This is a genomic window from Streptomyces sp. NPDC006923 (genome assembly GCF_040635655.1).
Classification (GTDB): Bacteria; Actinomycetota; Actinomycetes; order Streptomycetales; family Streptomycetaceae; genus Streptomyces.
The window spans coordinates 38527-55137 of the sequence record NZ_JBEYIF010000020.1 but is presented as its reverse complement, the minus strand read 5'-3'; the positions used below and the strand labels follow the sequence as shown (position 1 = coordinate 55137).

Sequence of the window (16611 nt, the reverse complement as noted above, 5' to 3'; positions counted from 1 at the left end):
GGGCGCCCGATTGAGGAGAGCGCGGGCGACCTCCGGGGCAAGCCCCGCCGGATCGCGATTGACATGGGCAGCCGGGCGATCCGTACCTGCCTGGTGAGGGCCGGTCTCGCCTCGGAGCAGGTGGGCTATCTGTGCTGTGTGACGACGACGGGGCTGCTCACCCCCGGGCTGAGCGCGCTGCTGCTGCGGGAGATGGGGCTGCCGCCGACCGTTCAGCGTCTCGACATCGTGGGAATGGGCTGCCACGCGGCCATGAACGGCCTTACCGCTGCCAGGTCATGGTGTGTGGCCAATCCCGGGTCCGTCGCGGTGGTGCTGTGCGCCGAGGTCTGCTCGGCCGCGTACGTCTTCGACTCAACTATGCGCACGGTGGTCAACTCCCTCTTCGGTGACGGTGCCGCCGCCGTGGCTCTCACCTGCCGGCCTGCTCTTTTGGCCCGGGAGCGGGAAGGCGAGGCCAAGCCCGTTCCGCATCTGTTGTCGTCGGCCGGCCAGGTAATCACGTCGGCTCACGCTGCGCCCGCTCTCCCCCGACGACGAGCAGCACGTCGCCCGAGCCCTCGCCGACGCCGAGATCGTCCGCTGGGCCACCGGGGCACACCTGCACCGCCTGCCCGCCGACGAACGTGCCGCCCAGTGGCTGCGCACCCGCTTCATGCACCACTCCACCGACAATCCGGCCTCATGCACCGTTGCGGCCAAGGCCGGACTCCTGCTGGAGGGCACCATGCGGCAGGCCACCACCGACAACACCGGCGCCCGTCACGACTCCCCACCTCCACGCCCGACTGGCCACCGACCCAGACCCCCGCGAGCGCGTTCCCACCTCATCGTGAACACGACCGTGGGACGATCCCCGAACCTGCCGGATGCCACCACCCGCATCACCCCGAGGTCCACCTGTGTTCAGTCCAAGCGATCTCCGTACCGTTCTCACCTCGTACCTGGTCCATCACCCCACCGAGAGCACCCGCCTCGCCCCCGTGGCAGCCGCCCTCGACGCAGCACACAGGACACCGGACCCGGTACCGGTGACGTGCAGTGCCGTCGTCATCGACCACGACCGCCTCGTCCTGCACACACAGAACGCCCCCGCCGGCTCCGGCCTGCCGGGCGCCGAACACCAGGACGGGGACCGCAGTCCGCTGGCCACCGCCCTGCGCGCCGTACGTGACCAGACCGGCATCCGCCCCGGCGACCTCTGCCTCACCCCGCAATTCCTCCACGCCCCGATCGACATCGCACCGGGTCCCGGCGCAGTCAGCCGGACTTCCGGCGCACCGATCGCCGATCTCCGCTACACCTTCTACGTCGCCCACAAGCCCAACAAGCCCAACGCCCAGGCGCTCTGGCAGCCCGCAGCAGACGTCACCCTTACGGAGCTGGCGGCCAAGGTGACCGGTCTGGACGGACAGGTAAACCCGCTCAATGCCTCGGCGCTGATTTGCAACTCCCGCGGCGAGTACCTGCTGCACCTACGGGACATGCGGGAGGGTATCTGGGCTCCGGGGTGCTGGGCCTTGCTCGGCGGCGGCCACGAGCCCGGCGACCGCACTCCGGAGGACACGATCCGGCGCGAACTGGCGGAGGAAGCCGGCATCATTCCCCAGCGACTGGAGACATTCCTGGACGAAGAAGTCCGCGACCCGGACGGCCTGACCGTGCCGGTCCGAATCTTCACCGCACTCTGGGAAGGCGACCCGGCTCGGCTTCCACTCACGGAGGGCGTGATGCTCGCCTGGTTCCCTCCAGCCACAGTGCCCCGCCTTCGCCTCGGCGGAGAAACCCTCGACCTGGTCCAACGCCACGCCCGCATCGCGGAACCAACCTAGGTGTATTGACCACGAGCGTTGTTAACAGTGGGCGGCGGAGACGTGATCAAGGTTGGCGGCACGTTATGGGTAAGGGGAAGCCGGTCGGAGAAATGGGCATCTCCCGTACCACAGCCCACAAATGGGTACGGCGCCGGCGAGCCGAAGGCGATCCGGGGTTGTATGACCGCTCCAGCCGACCCCTGACGACACCGCACCGAACCCCTGCCGATGTCGAGAATCGCATCTGCGAGCTACGCCGCGACCGCAAGCTCGGCCCCGCACGGATCGGCCGATCCTGGGCATACCCAGCTAGACGGTCCACCGTGTCCTGACCCGCCACGGCCTGAACCGGCTGCGCTGGATGGACCGGCCCACGGTCATCCGACGCTACGAACGATCACGTCCCGACGAACTGGTCCACGTCGACGTCAAGAAGCTCAGCAACATTCCCGACGGCGGCGGACATCGGATCATGCCCCGCCAGCAGGCCGCCGGCAATCGGCAGGCCACAACCGACGCGCATAGGGGCGGCAGTCCCGTGACCGGCTACAGCTTCGTCCACACAGCCGTCGACGATCACTCCCGGCTCGCGTGCAGCGAGGTTCTGACCGACGAACGCAAAGAGACCGCGGCCTCCTTCTGGCAGCGTGCGAACACCTTCTTCGCCGAGCACGGCATCACCGTCGAGCGCGTCCTTACCGACAATGGCTCCTGCTGCAGATCCCCCCGCCTGTTCGGCCAGACTCTCAGCGCCGCCGATATCGTCCATAAGCGCACGCGCCCCTCTCGCCCGTAGACGAACGGCAAGGTGGAGCGCTTGAATCGCACCCTGCTCGACGAATGGGCATACGTGCGCCCGTACTCCAGTAACGCTGAACGCACCGAAGCCCTGGCGGTGCACGCGAAATCTGTGCGGTGGCCCAAGTCGCCGCGGGGGCGACGCGACGCGTGGTCGATGGCTACGGCACTGCGGGTCCGCGATGCCATCAATGAGCGGAACAGGATCGCTGTCGTGGTTGGCCTGGGGTGCGGGCTCCGCCAGGGTGAGGTGAGTCCGGAGGATGTCGACTATGTACGCGGCATGCTTCACGTCCGGCGCCAAGTACGGGCGATTCACGGAAGGCTGTACTTCGCCCTGCCGAAGGGGAAGAAGATCCGCACGGTGGATCTGCCCCCTCGGTAGCCGAGGAACTCAAGCGTCGCGTCGAAGGCTCGGTGGCTCGGACACCCCTCACCGGCGATCACCCTCGGTTACTATGCTCACTTCATGCCGGAAGCTGGCAGCAAGGGGCGCGGCGCGATCGACGGTCTGCTGGGGAGCGGGGAGACCGGCCTCGCCGGCCGAGACTCCCCAGATTCTCCCCAGCGCCGTTGACCGGTGATTTCTGCCTCTACACCCCGGAGAGGTTGTCCGTGGATTGTAAGGATGAAGAGATGGGTGGCCTGGGAAAGTGTTGGAAGAAGTTGTAGCGACCCGCTATGTCACTCCTTTGCGGGAGGGTGGATCGCTGCCCGGGATCGTCGAGGCCGACGACCTGGGCACGTATGTCATGAAGTTCACCGGCGCGGGACAGGGCCGCAAGACGCTTGTCGCCGAGGTGATCTGCGGTCAGCTCGCGCGCAGACTCGGCCTGCGCGTCCCCGAGCTGGTGACCATGCAGCTCGACCCCGTCATCGGACTCTCCGAGCCGGACCAGGAGGTACAGGAGCTGCTGAAGGCGAGCGGCGGGCTGAACCTCGGCATGGACTATCTGCCGGGATCGATCGGCTTCGACCCGCTGGCTTACCAGGTCGGTCCGGAGGAGGCCGGGCGGATCGTCTGGTTCGACGCGGTCATCAACAACGTCGACCGCTCCTGGCGCAACCCCAACATGCTTGTCTGGCACGGCGACCTGTGGCTGATCGATCATGGGGCCACCATGATCTGGCACCACAACTGGCCGGGCGCCGGGGCCTCCGCGGCCAAGCCGTACAACGCGTCCGACCACGCGCTCGCGCCCTTCGCCCCGGACATCGCGGCGGCCGCGGCGGAGCTCGCGCCGCTGGTCACCGAGGAGTTGCTGACCGAGGTCACCGCCGACGTACCGGACGAGTGGCTCGTCGACGAGCCCGGCTTCGACTCGACGGACGCGCTGCGCCGCGCGTATGTGGAGCCGCTGCTCGCGCGTGCCGCGACGATCCACGAACGGGTGATCCTGGACGCGCCCGCCAGGCCCAAGCCGTCGGCGGCGCCCGGCTGGCTGGCCGACCGCCTCGCGCCCCGCCCGCAGCAGGCGCGGGGGACGAACGACACGAAGGACGGCGGCCGGTGAGTACGAGGGACGTCTACGAGTACGCGCTGCTCCGGGTGGTGCCGCGCATGGAGCGCGGCGAGTGCATGAACGCCGGGGTGCTGGTCTACTGCCGCGCGCGGTCCTATGTCGCCGCCAGGACCCATCTGGACGAGTCCAGACTGAAGGCGCTCGACCCGCACGCGGACATCGCCGGGGTACGGGCGGCGCTGCGCGCGGTCGAGAGTGTCTGCTGCGGAGGTGACGGGGCGGGGCAGGCCGCCGGGGACGACCCGGGCCGGCGCTTCCGCTGGCTGATCGCGCCGCGCTCGACCGTCGTACAGCCGGGGCCCGTGCACACCGGGCTGACGGCCGATCCGAAGGCGGAGGCGGAGCGGCTGCTCGACCTGCTGGTCCTCTGACGGACGGGGCCTTCCGATGTGACATCCACGGCCGATCCCCACGCCCCGCCCGTGGCCCGTTGACACCGGGTGCCGGGGCTTCTAGCGTCTCGTCTGCCGAAGCTACTAAGCGGTTGCTCAGCGATCGAGGGGCCGCGGGATTCTAGGGCGAGGAGAACAGGGATGTCCACCACCGAGCAGCGCGTAGCCATCGTGACCGGGGCGGCGCGCGGCATTGGCGCCGCCACCGCCGTGCGGCTGGCCGCGGAGGGCCGCGCCGTCGCCGTACTCGACCTCGACGAGACGGCCTGCAAGGACACCGTCGAGAAGATCGGCGCGGCCGGCGGCACGGCGCTCGCCGTCGGCTGCGACGTCTCCGACAGCGCGCAGGTGGGGGCCGCCGTCGCGCGGGTCGCCGAGGAGCTGGGGGCGCCGACCGTCCTCGTCAACAACGCCGGTGTACTGCGCGACAATCTGCTCTTCAAGATGAGCGAGTCCGACTGGGACACCGTGGTGAACGTGCACCTCAAAGGGGCGTTCCTGATGGCCCGCGCCTGCCAGAAGCACATGGTCGACGCGCGGTTCGGGCGGATCGTCAGCCTCTCCTCCAGCTCCGCGCTGGGCAACCGGGGCCAGGCCAACTACGCCGCCGTCAAGGCCGGCCTCCAGGGCTTCACCAAGACCCTCGCCAAGGAACTCGGCAAGTTCGGCATCACCGCCAACGCCGTCGCACCGGGCTTCATCGTCACCGAGATGACCGCTCAGACCGCCGCGCGCATCGGCATGGGCTTCGAGGAGTTCCAGGCCGCGGCCGCCACCGAGATCCCGGTCCAGCGCGTCGGACGGCCGGAGGACGTCGCGAACGCCATCGCCTTCTTCACGGGCGACGCGGCCGGCTTTGTCTCCGGCCAGGTCATGTATGTCGCGGGCGGACCGCTCAACTGAACCGGGGAGCACTGACATGACACAGCGGATACAGGACAGCGGCAGGGTCGCCCTGATCACGGGCGCCAGCCGCGGCATCGGATACGGCGTGGCCGAGGCGTTCGTCGCCCGCGGCGACCGGGTGTGCATCACGGGGCGCGGCGAGGACGCGCTCAAGGAGGCGGTGGAGAAGCTCGGCTCCGACCGGGCGATCGGCGTGCCGGGCAAGGCGCACGACGAGGCGCACCAGGCGATCGCCGTGGAGCGCACCATGGAGGCGTTCGGCCGGGTCGACTTCCTGGTCAACAACGCCGGGACGAATCCGGTCTTCGGCCCGATCGCCGAACTGGACCTGAACGTGGCCCGCAAGGTGTACGAGACCAATGTCATCTCGGCCCTCGGCTTCGCCCAGCGGACCTGGCGTGCCTGGCAGAAGGAGAATGGCGGCGCGATTGTGAACATCGCGTCGGTCGCCGGGGTCTCGGCGTCGCCGTTCATCGGCGCGTACGGCATGAGCAAGGCGGCGATGGTCAATCTGACCCTCCAGCTCGCGCACGAGTTCGCGCCGGCCGTACGGGTCAACGCCATCGCGCCGGCCGTGGTCAAGACCAGGTTCGCGCAGGCGCTCTACGAGGGCCGGGAGGCCGAGGCCGCTGCCGCCTATCCGCTGGGCCGGCTCGGGGTGCCGGAGGACATCGGCGGCGCCGCCGCGTTCCTGACCTCGGACCAGTCCGACTGGATCACCGGCCAGACCCTGGTCGTCGACGGCGGGATCTTCCTCAACGCCGGTGTGGGATAAGGAGGTTCGGGGCCGAGACGCTCCGAAGAGCCCCGCCGGATCTCCCTCTCGATCCGGCGGGCACTGCGGTACGGTCTGCCGATCCATGGCTGGGTGCCGGCTGCGCGAAGGGCACAACGCGCTGAGCACGCCCTATGAGAGCCCCGAGATCACCCAGCACCTGCTGCCGCGGTCACGCGGGGTGAGTGACCGGGGTGCGGTGAGCCGGCAGTTCGCGCGGGCCCAGGACATCCTCGTGGAGGATGTCCGGCTCCTCCCGCTGTGGCAGGGCAAGCTGTATGTGGCCTCGACCGACGACATCGGAGGCGGCGAGCGTGCGCTGGACCCGCAGACGGTGATGCAGATGTGGGAGCTGAGCCGCAAAAGAAGCTGGTAGGGGCCGTGGACAGCCCAGCAGGGCGTCCGCCGGTGCCGGGGCCACGACCGCCGGAACCGCCGACGCGTATCGATGTCAGTGGCCACCGGTAGGTTCAGTGGCGGACAAGTGATCGCTTACCGGAGGTTGTTGACGTGACCGACACCGACATGCTGCCCGAATCCTGGCGCGGCGTCCTCGGCGACGAACTGCAGAAGCCCTATTTCAAGGAGCTGACGGACTTCGTCGAGGAGGAGCGGGCGAAGGGGCCGGTCTACCCACCGCGTGAAGAGGTCTTCGCGGCGCTCGACGCCACTCCGTACGACCAGGTCAAGGTGCTGGTCCTGGGCCAGGATCCGTACCACGGCGCCGGGCAGGGACACGGCCTGTGCTTCTCGGTGCGGCCGGGTGTCAAGACACCTCCCTCCCTGCGGAACATCTACAAGGAGATGAAGGAGGAGCTCGGACATCCGGTGCCGGACAACGGCTATCTGATGCCCTGGGCCCAGCAGGGCGTGCTGCTGCTCAACGCGGTGCTGACCGTCCGGGAGGGCGAGCCCAACTCCCACAAGGGCAAGGGCTGGGAGAAGGTGACGGACGCGGTGATCCGCGCGGTGGCCGAGCGGCCCGACCCGGCGGTCTTCGTCCTCTGGGGTGCCTACGCCCAGAAGAAGCTCCCGCTGATCGACGCGGAGCGGCACGCGGTGGTGACGGGCGCGCACCCCTCGCCGCTGTCGGCGAAGAAATTCTTCGGGTCGCGCCCTTTCACGCGGATCAATGAGGCGGTGGCCGCCCAGGGCCACGCGCCCATCGACTGGCGCATCCCCGACCTCGGCTGATCCGTGACGCCGTCCGACTGGCTCGGGCCCTGTGCCCGAGCCTGAAGGGGATTGTCCGGAACGACAGCTAGCGTCGTGTTTATCGGATTAATCGGACGGACAGTGAAGGCGGCAGTGATGGAGCAGCAGCAGGCGTCGGAGGACGCCGTCATGACCCGGATCGGGCAGGCGGTCATGCTCCTCCACGGCGGCGACCGTGAGGAGGCGCGCAACCGCTTCGGTGAACTGTGGACGGAGATCTGCGAGGCCGGCGACGCCCTTCACCGCTGCACGCTCGCCCACTACATGGCGGACACCCAGGACGACCCCGGCGACGAACTCGCCTGGGATCTCCGGGCGCTGACCGCCGCGGACGGGCTGGACAAGAGCGGGGACGGCCCGGCCCGGTCCAAGGACTCTCCGGCGGTGCGCGCCTTCTACCCGTCGCTCCATCTCAATCTCGCCGCCGACTACGCGAAGCTCCAGCGGCCGGACGCGGCGCGCCTCCACCTGGACCGGGCGCGCGACGCGGCGGACGTCCTGGGCGAGGACGGATGCGGGCACGGGGTCCGGGCGGGGATCGACCGGCTGGAGCGGCGGCTGCGGGGGAGATGAGCACGGGGCCGCGGCGGAGCCCCCTGCCCCCGTCGCGGCCCGTGGTCATCTTCCGTAGGTGTTACGGCAGATACGGGCCTGAGGGCTGTCCGCCGGCCAGCGGCCGAAGGTCTCGCCGAGGGCGCAGACATTCGTGCCGGAGGGAGCGGGCGCGAGAGGCCGCTGGACCGCCGGCTGCTCGCGGGGACCCTGCTGCGGCTGCCGGGGTGGCGCGGCCGGTGCCCATGCGTCTCCGGAGTCCCCCTCCGGGCCGGTCCCGCGGACCGGGGAAGGAGAGGGGGAGCCTGCCGGTTCCGGGCCCGGGGAGGAGGCGATCGGCGCCAGCGCCTCGCGGGCCGGGCCCTGGACAATCTGGGAATCGACACTCCCGGGCCCCGCGGTGCTGCTGCTCACCCCCGGGCGTGGCACCGCACCGGGCTCGGGCCGGGGCGCCTCCACCGTCACACATCCGCAGACGGCCGTGACCGCCGCTCCCATCAGGAGCATCGCTGCGCTTCTCGTTCGCTGCACCCGCGCCACTCTGCTGGGCGCGGGTGGTGCCGGGCGAGCTGAAGACCGCTGATTGGCCCGGACGGGTGACGCCGGGCCGGAGCCGAATGGCGGATCGGGGCGCTCTGTGTGCGGCGGCACCGGACCAGACGGCAGGCGGACCGCCACCGTGGCGCCCGCCCCGGCCGCGGACGGTCAGTCGCCGGTCGCGCCGTCGATCCGCTCGCGGATCAGATCGGCGTGCCCGTTGTGCCGGGCGTACTCCTCGATCATGTGGATGTAGATCCAGCGCAGGTTGTACGGCTCCCCGGTGGTCCGCTCACGCCGCGGGCCCGCCCCCAGGTCGTCGAGGCCGTGCGGGGCGGCCAGCTCGCGGGCGCGGGCGACCTCGGCCTGCCAGGTCGCGTACGCCTCGTCCCAGGTGTCGTCCTCACCGGGATGGAAATCGCCGTCGGGATCGTCGTCGCTGTAGTAGATCGGCGGGACCTTCTCGTCGGCCAGGACATTGCGGAACCAACTGCGCTCGACCTCCGCCATGTGCCGGACCAGGCCGAGCAGGCTCAGGTCCGAGGGAGGGACGGAGGTCTCCCTGAGCTGTTTGCCGTCCAGCCCGGAACATTTCACGGCCAGGGTCTCCCGGTGATATTCCAGCCAGCCGTCCAGCATCTCGCGTTCACCGGCGACGGTGGAGGGTTCGGTGCGTTCGGATGTCGTCATGAGCGTCATCCTCACGTACCGGCGTGGTCCCTCGCCAAGGCTTATTCGCCCCGCCCCGCCCCGCCCCGCCCCGCCCCGCCCCGGGGCGGGCGCCCGCCCGCCGGGGTCCGGCCGGGCTCGCACGCCGGAGCTTCCCGGCGCGCGCGTATGCTTCCCGGACAGCGCGGCAGTGGGCCGGCAAGCGGACGCACGCCCATCTGTTGGTGAAGGACAACGCCAGGGAGGCCCTGTGAAGGTCGGCTGCATCGGGCTCGGCGACATCGCGCGGAAGGCGTATCTGCCGGTTCTCACCACACTGCCCGGGGTCGAACTGCATCTGCAGACCCGCTCTCCCGCCACCCTGACGAGCACCGCGGAGGCCCATCACATCCCGGCCGCGCAGCGCCACACCGACCTCGGCTCCCTGCTCTCCCAGGGCCTCGACGCGGCCTTCGTGCACGCTCCGACCGCCGTGCACGCCGAGATCGTCACCCGGCTCCTGGAGGCGGGCGTCCCCACGTATGTCGACAAGCCGATCGCCTACGAACTCGCCGACTCGGAGCGCGTGGTGGGCCTTGCCGAGGAGCGGGGCGTCAGCCTCGCCGTCGGCTTCAACCGCCGGCTGGCACCGGGCTACGCTCAGTGCCTGGAGCACCCGCGCGAGCTGATCCTGCTCCAGAAGAACCGCGTGGGGCTGCCCGAGGATCCGCGCACCTTTGTGCTGGACGACTTCATCCATGTCGTCGACACCCTGCGCTTCCTGCTGCCGGGGCCCGTCGAGCACACCGATGTGCGGGCGCGCGTCCGGGACGGACTGCTGCACCATGTCGTACTCCAGCTCTCCGGCGACGGCTTCACCGCCATCGGCATGATGAACCGGATGAACGGTTCCACCGAGGAGATCCTCGAAGTGTCCGGACAGGACAGGAAGCGCGAGGTCCACGATCTCGCGACGATCATCGACCACAAGGGCCAGCCGAGCGTGCGGCGGCGCGGCGACTGGGTCCCGGTGGCCCGCCAGCGCGGCATCGAACAGTGCGTCCTCGGCTTCCTGGACGCCGTACGGGCCGGGAAGCCGCTCAGCGCACAGGACGCGCTTCGGACTCATGAGCTGTGCGAGCGGGTGGTACGAGAGGCGCTGGAGCAGGGCGCCTGAGCGACCGCACGCCCGCCGCCGCGCAGAGCGCCACGAGCAGTGCCAGCGCGCCATGGACAACCCAGTCGCCGAACCTGACATACGGGGTCGTGCCGCGCGCCAGCGGAACGTCGAACACCTCGGCGGACCGGCGCTCCATACCGATCCCGCCGCTGATCGGTTCGCCGCCCGGTCCGAAGACCGCGCTGACGCCCGTGAGCGTGGCATGCACCATGGGGCGGCCGGTCTCCGCGGCCCGCAGCGCCCCCAGCGACGCGTGCTGCGGAGGCGCCCAACTCCCCTGGAACGACGAGGTCGAGGACTGCGCCACCAGCACCTGCGCGCCATCCCTGACCAGGCGCCGGCTCATATCGGGAAACGCCGACTCGAAACAGACCAGCGGACCGAAGCGCAGCCCGCCCCTGTCCCCTTCCGGCAGCGCCATGATCACCTGCTGGGTGCCGCGCCTGCGGTCCTCACCGGCCGCCCGGCCCACCGAGGTCGCCCAACCCAGCGCGGCGCGCGCCGGGATGTACTCGCCGAAGGGCACGAGCCGCATCTTGTCGTAGGTCTCGCCCGTCGGGCCGTTCGGCCCCACCAGGACAGCCCGTTTGAAGATGCCGGACCGGCCCGCCGCGTCGGTGCTGCGCGCGTCCACATTGACCAGTATCCCGGCGCCGACCGTGCGGGAGAGCCCCGCGATCCTGGCCGCCAGATCGGGTCGCGCCGTCAGGTCGGAGCCGACACTGCTCTCCCCCCACACCACCAGATCGACCTTCTGCCCGGCCAGGGTGCGGGTCAGCGCCTCACCGCTCGCGAACCTGCGCTCGACGGCGCCGGCGCCGCCGACGACTCCCGGCTGGACGACGGCGATCCGCACCCGGCCCGACTGCTCGGGCGCCGGCGCCCAGCTCCCGACGGATCCCACCGTGACGGCGCACAGCACCACACCCACGGCCCCCACCGCACGTGACCCGGCCACCGAGACCAGCACGGTGAGCGCGGTGTTCACCGCGACGACCAGCAGACTCACCAGCCAGACCCCGCCCACCGACGCGAGCCGCAGAGCGGGCGGCACCTCCCACTGGCTGGCGCCGAGCAGCCCCCACGGCCCGCCCAGGCCCTCCCAGGACCTGACGAGTTCGATCATCAGCCAGCCGGAGGGCACCACCGCGACCGCGAGGGCGGCGCGGCGCGTGGACGGCGATCCGCCGAGCATATGACGGACCAGCCAGCCCCATGGCGCCCACAGCGCCCCGAGAAGCGCCGCCAGCACGACGATGAACACATGCAGGCTGGGCATCAGCCAGTGATGGACGGCGAGCATGAACCCGAGACCGCCCAGCCAGCCCTCCAGCGCCGCACGGCGGCCGGTCGGCGCGGTGCGCATCAGCAGCATCCACGGCACCAGTGAGGCATACGCGAGCCACCAGAGGGACGGCTGAGGAAAGGCGAGCGCGGACAGCGCTCCGGCGGCCGGCGCGGCCACGCCCCGCCACCACGGTGATGTCCATGACCACGACTCCCTGCGCCGGCCGAACCACCCGTGCCGTCCGACCGGGTTATGCATACGTGCGCCTCCTCGACCTGCTCGTTCTGCAGTCCCTTCCCCGAATGCGAAGGACCGAAGCAGCACGGAGGAATGATCGAAGCGGCGCTGGAAGGCATGGCCCGGCAGCACCCGGACGGAGCCCTTCAGGACGGTCAGCCGGTGCCGGGGACCATGGCGTGCCGCCACTTCTCCTCGATGACCACGGTGCGCAGCTTCCAGCCCGCGTCACCGCGCAGCAGACCGAACACGCCCCGGCCGCCCCACATGAGGTCCTGGCCCGACTCGTGGCGCAGCGGGCTGAGACACTCGGCCCGCACCTCGGCGCGGTCGCCCGGATAACCACCGAGGTCCTGGATGCGCGGCAGACGGTTGACGATCAGATGCTGGCGGACGGGAAAGGGCCGGAGCATCCCGGCGAGCCAGTCGGCGACTTCGGCGGCCGTTCCCTCGATGCCCCCCGCCGCGGTGTAGTCGGCCCGGCCGTCGGAGGTGAACAGGGCCCGGAATCCGGCCCAGTCCGCGTCGTCCACGGCCACCGCGTAACCGGTGATCACATCGTCGATGGCCAGCCGGTCCATTACGGTCGCGAGATCTACACGCTGCGTCATCACCTCAGTCTCCGGCAGCGGGAGCCCCGGGCCAAGGGCCGTGCACTCGCGCCGTGCGGGACATCGGGCCCGTCGGCGGCGGTCTCACTCCTCGGGGAGCGGGATTCTCAGCGCGGTCGTGCCTCGCAGATCGAGCCAGGCCGCGTTCGGCGCGCGCACCACACGGAGGATCACCTCGTCGCAGTGCGGGCACCGGGCCACCATCCCCGGCGCGTGCGCGTAGACGCGCAGCTCCGCCACCGGGCCCGTCGTGCCGCAGCCCGCGCAGGTACCGGTCGCCGCGGTGATGTCGGTCGTGAAGATCTCACGGAACGATCCCGCCAGGACATTGCCGTCCTGGAAGTCGGGACCCTGGATTCGGTTCATGTCAGCCTCCGACAGGACCGAAGCGTTCGGTCCTGATCCGGTCGGGGTCGTGGCCGCCCGCCACGAGGAGTTCGGCGGCCAGTTCGACGAAGCCCGTCGGGCCGCAGACGAAGCACATCGGCTCGGGCCCGGCGGGCCGGCCGAAGGCGGTCTCGTCGGTGGCGGCCAGCCGCCCCGGTGGCCGGGGCCAGCCGGCCGGTGCCGAGCGCGTGTACAGACAGGTCACATCCAGCCCGTCGTCGGGGCGCAGCTCCGGGACGTAATACCGGTCCTTCGGCGTGCGCACCGAATAGAGCAGCCGGAAGGGCGCGGGGCCCACGACGCTCCGGCGCGTCCGGATCATGGACATCAGCGGCACGATCCCGGACCCGCCGGCCACCAGCAGGACGGGCGAGGGGTCGGCCGGATCCCACACGAACCAGCCGCCGACCGGGCCGCGCAGCTCAAGCTGATCGCCGGGCTCCAGTACGTCGAGGAGATAGGACGAGACCTCTCCGTCGGGCACCCGCTGCACCGTCAGCTCCATCCGGCCCTCGCCGGGAGCCGAGGCGACGGAGTAACTGCGCTGGGTGCTGTAGCCGTCCTCGGCGGTCAGGCGCACGTCCACATGCTGGCCCGCGGCATGGCCGCGCCAGTCAGGAGCGTCGAGGACGAGCGTCCTGGCGCTCGCCGTCTCGTCGCGCCGGTCCGTCAGCGTCACCGTCTGCCAGCGCAGCCGGCCGCTCAGTCGCCCTGATACCGCTGTTCGCGCCATGGGTCGCCGTATTCGTGGTAGCCGAGACTCTCCCAGAAGCCCGGATCGTCGGTGGGCATGAGCTGGATGCCCTTCACCCACTTCGCCGATTTCCACAAGTACAGATGGGGCACCAGCAGCCGGGCCGGGCCGCCGTGTTCTGCGGGCAGGTCCTCGCCGTCGTACTGGTGGACGATCCACGCCTTGCCGTCCAGCAGGTCCTCCAGCGGGAGGTTGGTGGTGTAGCCGCCGTAGCTGTGGACCATCGCGTAAGCGGCGTCGAGATCGACATCGGCGAGCAGTGTGTCCAGCGAGACCCCTTCCCACCGGGTCCCGAACTTCGACCACTTGGTCACACAGTGCAGGTCGACCGTCGGCCGTTCGGCGGGCAGGTCCAGCAGATCCCGCCAGGACCAGCGGTGCCGGGCACCGGCGGCCGTCGTGACGGTGAACTCCCATGTCTCCAGCGGCACCCGCGGTGTCGGGCCCGCCGACAGGACCGGGAAGTCCCGCACCAGGTACTGGCCCGGCGGCAGGGCGGCTTCGGCCGGGCGCCGGCCGTGGAAGCCACGCGACACGATTCCCATGGGCTCCTCCCGGATCGCTCCACACCCCCATCCCATTGTGGGCGCCACGGCCGTAAACCACTCGTTGGGACCAGCGGGCTCCGGGACCGGCGGGCACCGGCGCGGCTCCGGCCATGCTCCGGAGCCGCGCGCGAGCCGGCGGGCGTTGTTAGCGTGGAAAGATCCGACGCGAGGCGAGGCGAGAGCATTGGCCAGGCTGACCGCAGTGAATGTGGGCCTGCCGCAGGATGTCCGGTGGAGTGGCCGCACCGTGCACACGGGAGTGTGGAAGCAGGCGGTCACCGGTCCCCGGATGGTGCGACGCCTCAATATCGATGGAGACGGCCAGGGGGATCTCGCGGGACACGGCGGTGAGCACCGCGCGGTGCTGGTGTACCAGACGGACTCGTACCGCTACTGGGAGAAGGAGCTGGGCCGCGACGACTTCGTCTCCGGGCAGTTCGGCGAGAACTTCACCGTCGACGGGCTGCCGGACGACGAGGTCTGCGTCGGTGACCGGTACCGCATCGGCGGTGCGGTCTTCGAGGTCAGCCAGCCCCGTGTGACCTGCTACCGGGTGGGGCTGCGGATGGGGGAGCCGCAGATGGCCGCTCTGCTGGTGTCCCACCGGCGCCCGGGCTTCTATTTGCGGGTCCTTGTCGAGGGAGAGGTCGAGGCCGGGCAGGAGATCACCAAGATCGCCTCGGACCCGGTGGGAATGAGCGTCGCGGAGATCGACGCGCTGCTGTATCTGCCGGGACATCCCCGGGACGGTATCGATCGCGCCCTGCGGGTGCCCGCTCTGAGCCCGGGCTGGAGAACATCCCTCGAAGCCGTCCGTGAGCAGGCGGAGAACGCTCCGCCCGGGGCGGCGGGCAACGCCGGCCTGAGCACCGCCGCGACCAGTCCACCGCCCGCCTGGACCGGATTCCGCCCGCTGACCGTCACTCGCCTCCACGAGGAGACCCCCAGCGTCGTCTCCCTGTGGCTGGCCGCCGCCGACGGCTCGTCACTGCCGCCGTGGCTGCCAGGACAGGCCCTGACGCTGCGGCTGCGCCCGGAGGGGGCCACGGCGCCGCTGATCCGCAGCTACTCGCTGTCGGGGCGGCCCGGCGCAGCCGAGTACCGGATCAGTGTGAAGCAGGAGCCGCACGGCACGGCCAGCAGCCTGCTGCATACGCGGGTGCGCGTCGGTGACGCCCTTGACGTGGCCGCGCCGCGTGGCACGTTCTTCCTCAGGGACAGCGAGAACCCGGTGCTGCTGATGTCGGCCGGCGTCGGCGCCACGCCCGTGCTGGCCATGCTGCACGAGCTGGCCGACGCCGCGTCGGGGCGGCAAGTGTGGTGGTTGCACGGAGCGCGCGACCGGGACGAACACGCCTTCGCGGAGGAGAGCCGGGAACTCCTCGGCCGGCTGCCCGGCAGCCATAACCTCGTCTGCTACAGCCGTCCCGCCGAAAAGGACCGGGAGGGCGTCGACTACACCACGCGGGGACGGCTCTCCGCCGCGCTCCTCGGTGGCCTCGGCCTGCCGGAAGACGCCGACGCGTATCTGTGCGGCCCGGCGGAGTTCATGACCGGTCTCGCGGCCGCACTCGCGTCCACCGGGCTCGACCCGGCCCGTATTCACACCGAGGCCTTCGGCGCGGGCGCCGCCCTGACCCCCGGGGTGACCTCCGGGTCCGGCCGGCCGCCCCATCCGCCGGCCGGGCCCGCCGGCACCGGACCCGCCGTGTCGTTCGCCCGCAGTGGTCTTACGGTGCGATGGGACCCGGAGCGTACGAGCCTGCTCGAACTCGCCGAGGCCTGCGACGTACCCACCCGGTGGTCCTGCCGCACCGGTATCTGCCACACCTGTGAGACGGCGCTGCTGTCGGGGGCCGTCGGCTACGCGCCGGAGCCGATCGACGAACCGGCCGACGGCAACGCCCTGATCTGCTGTTCGTCGCCCACCGACAGCGTGGTTCTCGACCTGTGACCCTCGACGTGTGACCCTCGCGTGCCGGGCTCCGTAGACGTGTCAGTCGCGGCGGCTCGTCAGTCGCGGCGGCATGTCAGTGGCGGCCGTCCCGGGAAAGGCATCGCAGCAGGGTCGGAATATGGCTGTGGTCCACATCCTTCACCGAGGTCACGAGGGTGACGGGCTCTTTCCGGCCCAGCTCCACGAGATGACGCACGGCGTCCTTGTGCCGGGCGTCGTCGAGTTCCTTCTGGTAGCGGGAGGCGAACTCCTCGTACCGGGAGGCGTCCTGGTGCAGCCAGGAGCGCAACTCCTCCGACGGAGCGACCTCCTTGACCCATTCGTCGATGTCGGCGCGCTCTTTCGAAACGCCCCGGGGCCAGAGCCGGTCCACCAGAACGCGGGTACCGTCGTCGGCCGGATCAGGGTCGTCGTACACCCTTCGCACCCGGAAGGTGTCCATCGCACACTCCTCCTACCCGCCGGCCCCCTCTCCAGCGTCGTGCACCC

Annotated in this window: 17 protein-coding genes and 3 pseudogenes; 12 read left to right on the top strand and 8 right to left on the bottom strand. The window is 70.6% G+C overall.

Going from position 1 to position 16611, the window contains the following annotated elements:
- Positions 1-63: 63 nt before the first annotated feature.
- Positions 64-417, top strand: a pseudogene (locus tag ABZ707_RS29330) (type III polyketide synthase); the annotation flags it as partial.
- Between the two features lie 82 nt (positions 418-499).
- Here ABZ707_RS29330 and ABZ707_RS29325 read toward each other — a convergent pair.
- The gene (locus ABZ707_RS29325) at positions 500-661 is read right to left on the bottom strand and encodes a hypothetical protein (RefSeq protein ID WP_360180759.1); all 162 of its coding nucleotides are present in this window, start codon (positions 659-661) and stop codon (positions 500-502) included.
- A 241-nt stretch (positions 662-902) separates the two neighbouring features.
- Here ABZ707_RS29325 and ABZ707_RS29320 point away from each other — a divergent pair, with 241 nt between their 5' ends.
- The 9 genes and pseudogenes from ABZ707_RS29320 (at position 903) to ABZ707_RS29280 (ending at position 7996) form a co-directional block, all read left to right on the top strand.
- Positions 903-1832 (top strand): NUDIX domain-containing protein, encoded by a 930-nt coding sequence (locus ABZ707_RS29320; protein ID WP_360180634.1) that lies wholly within the window; start codon positions 903-905, stop codon positions 1830-1832.
- 89 nt (positions 1833-1921) lie between these two features.
- A pseudogene (locus ABZ707_RS29315) lies at positions 1922-2706 on the top strand (IS481 family transposase); the annotation flags it as partial.
- Between the two features lie 559 nt (positions 2707-3265).
- Entirely contained in the window at positions 3266-4126 is an 861-nt protein-coding gene (locus ABZ707_RS29310) for a HipA family kinase (protein WP_360180632.1), read from the top strand.
- A complete protein-coding gene (locus ABZ707_RS29305) occupies positions 4123-4506 on the top strand; it encodes a DUF3037 domain-containing protein (protein WP_360180630.1) in 384 nt (127 codons plus the stop codon). Before ABZ707_RS29310 ends, ABZ707_RS29305 begins: the two co-directional genes overlap by 4 nt.
- A 162-nt stretch (positions 4507-4668) precedes the next feature.
- Positions 4669-5430 (top strand): 3-oxoacyl-ACP reductase FabG, encoded by a 762-nt coding sequence (fabG, locus tag ABZ707_RS29300; protein ID WP_360180628.1) that lies wholly within the window; start codon positions 4669-4671, stop codon positions 5428-5430.
- Between the two features lie 16 nt (positions 5431-5446).
- Positions 5447-6208: an SDR family oxidoreductase gene (locus ABZ707_RS29295; protein WP_360180627.1), complete on the top strand. Its 762-nt coding sequence runs from the start codon at positions 5447-5449 to the stop codon at positions 6206-6208.
- 127 nt (positions 6209-6335) lie between these two features.
- Positions 6336-6584: pseudogene (locus ABZ707_RS29290) on the top strand (peptide-binding protein); the annotation flags it as partial.
- A 134-nt stretch (positions 6585-6718) separates the two neighbouring features.
- The gene (locus tag ABZ707_RS29285; protein WP_360180625.1) at positions 6719-7402 is read left to right on the top strand and encodes a uracil-DNA glycosylase; all 684 of its coding nucleotides are present in this window, start codon (positions 6719-6721) and stop codon (positions 7400-7402) included.
- A 114-nt stretch (positions 7403-7516) separates the two neighbouring features.
- Positions 7517-7996: a hypothetical protein gene (locus ABZ707_RS29280; protein ID WP_360180623.1), complete on the top strand. Its 480-nt coding sequence runs from the start codon at positions 7517-7519 to the stop codon at positions 7994-7996.
- Positions 7997-8680: 684 nt separating this feature from the next.
- Here the strand turns inward: ABZ707_RS29280 and ABZ707_RS29275 are convergent.
- The gene (locus ABZ707_RS29275; RefSeq protein WP_360180621.1) at positions 8681-9202 is read right to left on the bottom strand and encodes a DinB family protein; all 522 of its coding nucleotides are present in this window, start codon (positions 9200-9202) and stop codon (positions 8681-8683) included.
- Positions 9203-9431: 229 nt separating this feature from the next.
- Here ABZ707_RS29275 and ABZ707_RS29270 point away from each other — a divergent pair, with 229 nt between their 5' ends.
- On the top strand, positions 9432-10337 hold the full coding sequence (locus ABZ707_RS29270; protein ID WP_360180619.1) for a Gfo/Idh/MocA family oxidoreductase: 906 nt from the start codon (positions 9432-9434) through the stop codon (positions 10335-10337).
- Here the strand turns inward: ABZ707_RS29270 and lnt are convergent.
- From lnt to ABZ707_RS29245, 5 genes are all read right to left on the bottom strand, one after another.
- Complete coding sequence (gene lnt / locus ABZ707_RS29265) at positions 10261-11886, bottom strand: apolipoprotein N-acyltransferase (RefSeq protein WP_360180617.1); 1626 nt, start codon at positions 11884-11886, stop codon at positions 10261-10263. The two genes, ABZ707_RS29270 and lnt, sit on opposite strands and share 77 nt — an antisense overlap.
- A gap of 134 nt (positions 11887-12020) precedes the next feature.
- Positions 12021-12476, bottom strand: coding sequence for a nuclear transport factor 2 family protein (locus ABZ707_RS29260; RefSeq protein WP_360180615.1), 456 nt, complete (start codon positions 12474-12476; stop codon positions 12021-12023).
- Positions 12477-12560: 84 nt separating this feature from the next.
- On the bottom strand, positions 12561-12842 hold the full coding sequence (locus ABZ707_RS29255) for a DUF6510 family protein (protein ID WP_360180613.1): 282 nt from the start codon (positions 12840-12842) through the stop codon (positions 12561-12563).
- Between the two features lies 1 nt (position 12843).
- Entirely contained in the window at positions 12844-13596 is a 753-nt protein-coding gene (locus ABZ707_RS29250; protein ID WP_360180611.1) for a ferredoxin reductase, read from the bottom strand.
- Positions 13566-14162, bottom strand: coding sequence for a sulfite oxidase-like oxidoreductase (locus tag ABZ707_RS29245; RefSeq protein WP_360180609.1), 597 nt, complete (start codon positions 14160-14162; stop codon positions 13566-13568). Before ABZ707_RS29245 ends, ABZ707_RS29250 begins: the two co-directional genes overlap by 31 nt.
- A gap of 250 nt (positions 14163-14412) precedes the next feature.
- Here ABZ707_RS29245 and ABZ707_RS29240 point away from each other — a divergent pair, with 250 nt between their 5' ends.
- Positions 14413-16119, top strand: coding sequence for an MOSC and FAD-binding oxidoreductase domain-containing protein (locus ABZ707_RS29240; RefSeq protein ID WP_360180607.1), 1707 nt, complete (start codon positions 14413-14415; stop codon positions 16117-16119).
- A 76-nt stretch (positions 16120-16195) separates the two neighbouring features.
- Here the strand turns inward: ABZ707_RS29240 and ABZ707_RS29235 are convergent, their stop codons facing one another.
- Positions 16196-16564 (bottom strand): DUF488 family protein, encoded by a 369-nt coding sequence (locus ABZ707_RS29235; RefSeq protein WP_360180605.1) that lies wholly within the window; start codon positions 16562-16564, stop codon positions 16196-16198.
- Positions 16565-16611 lie beyond the last annotated feature (47 nt).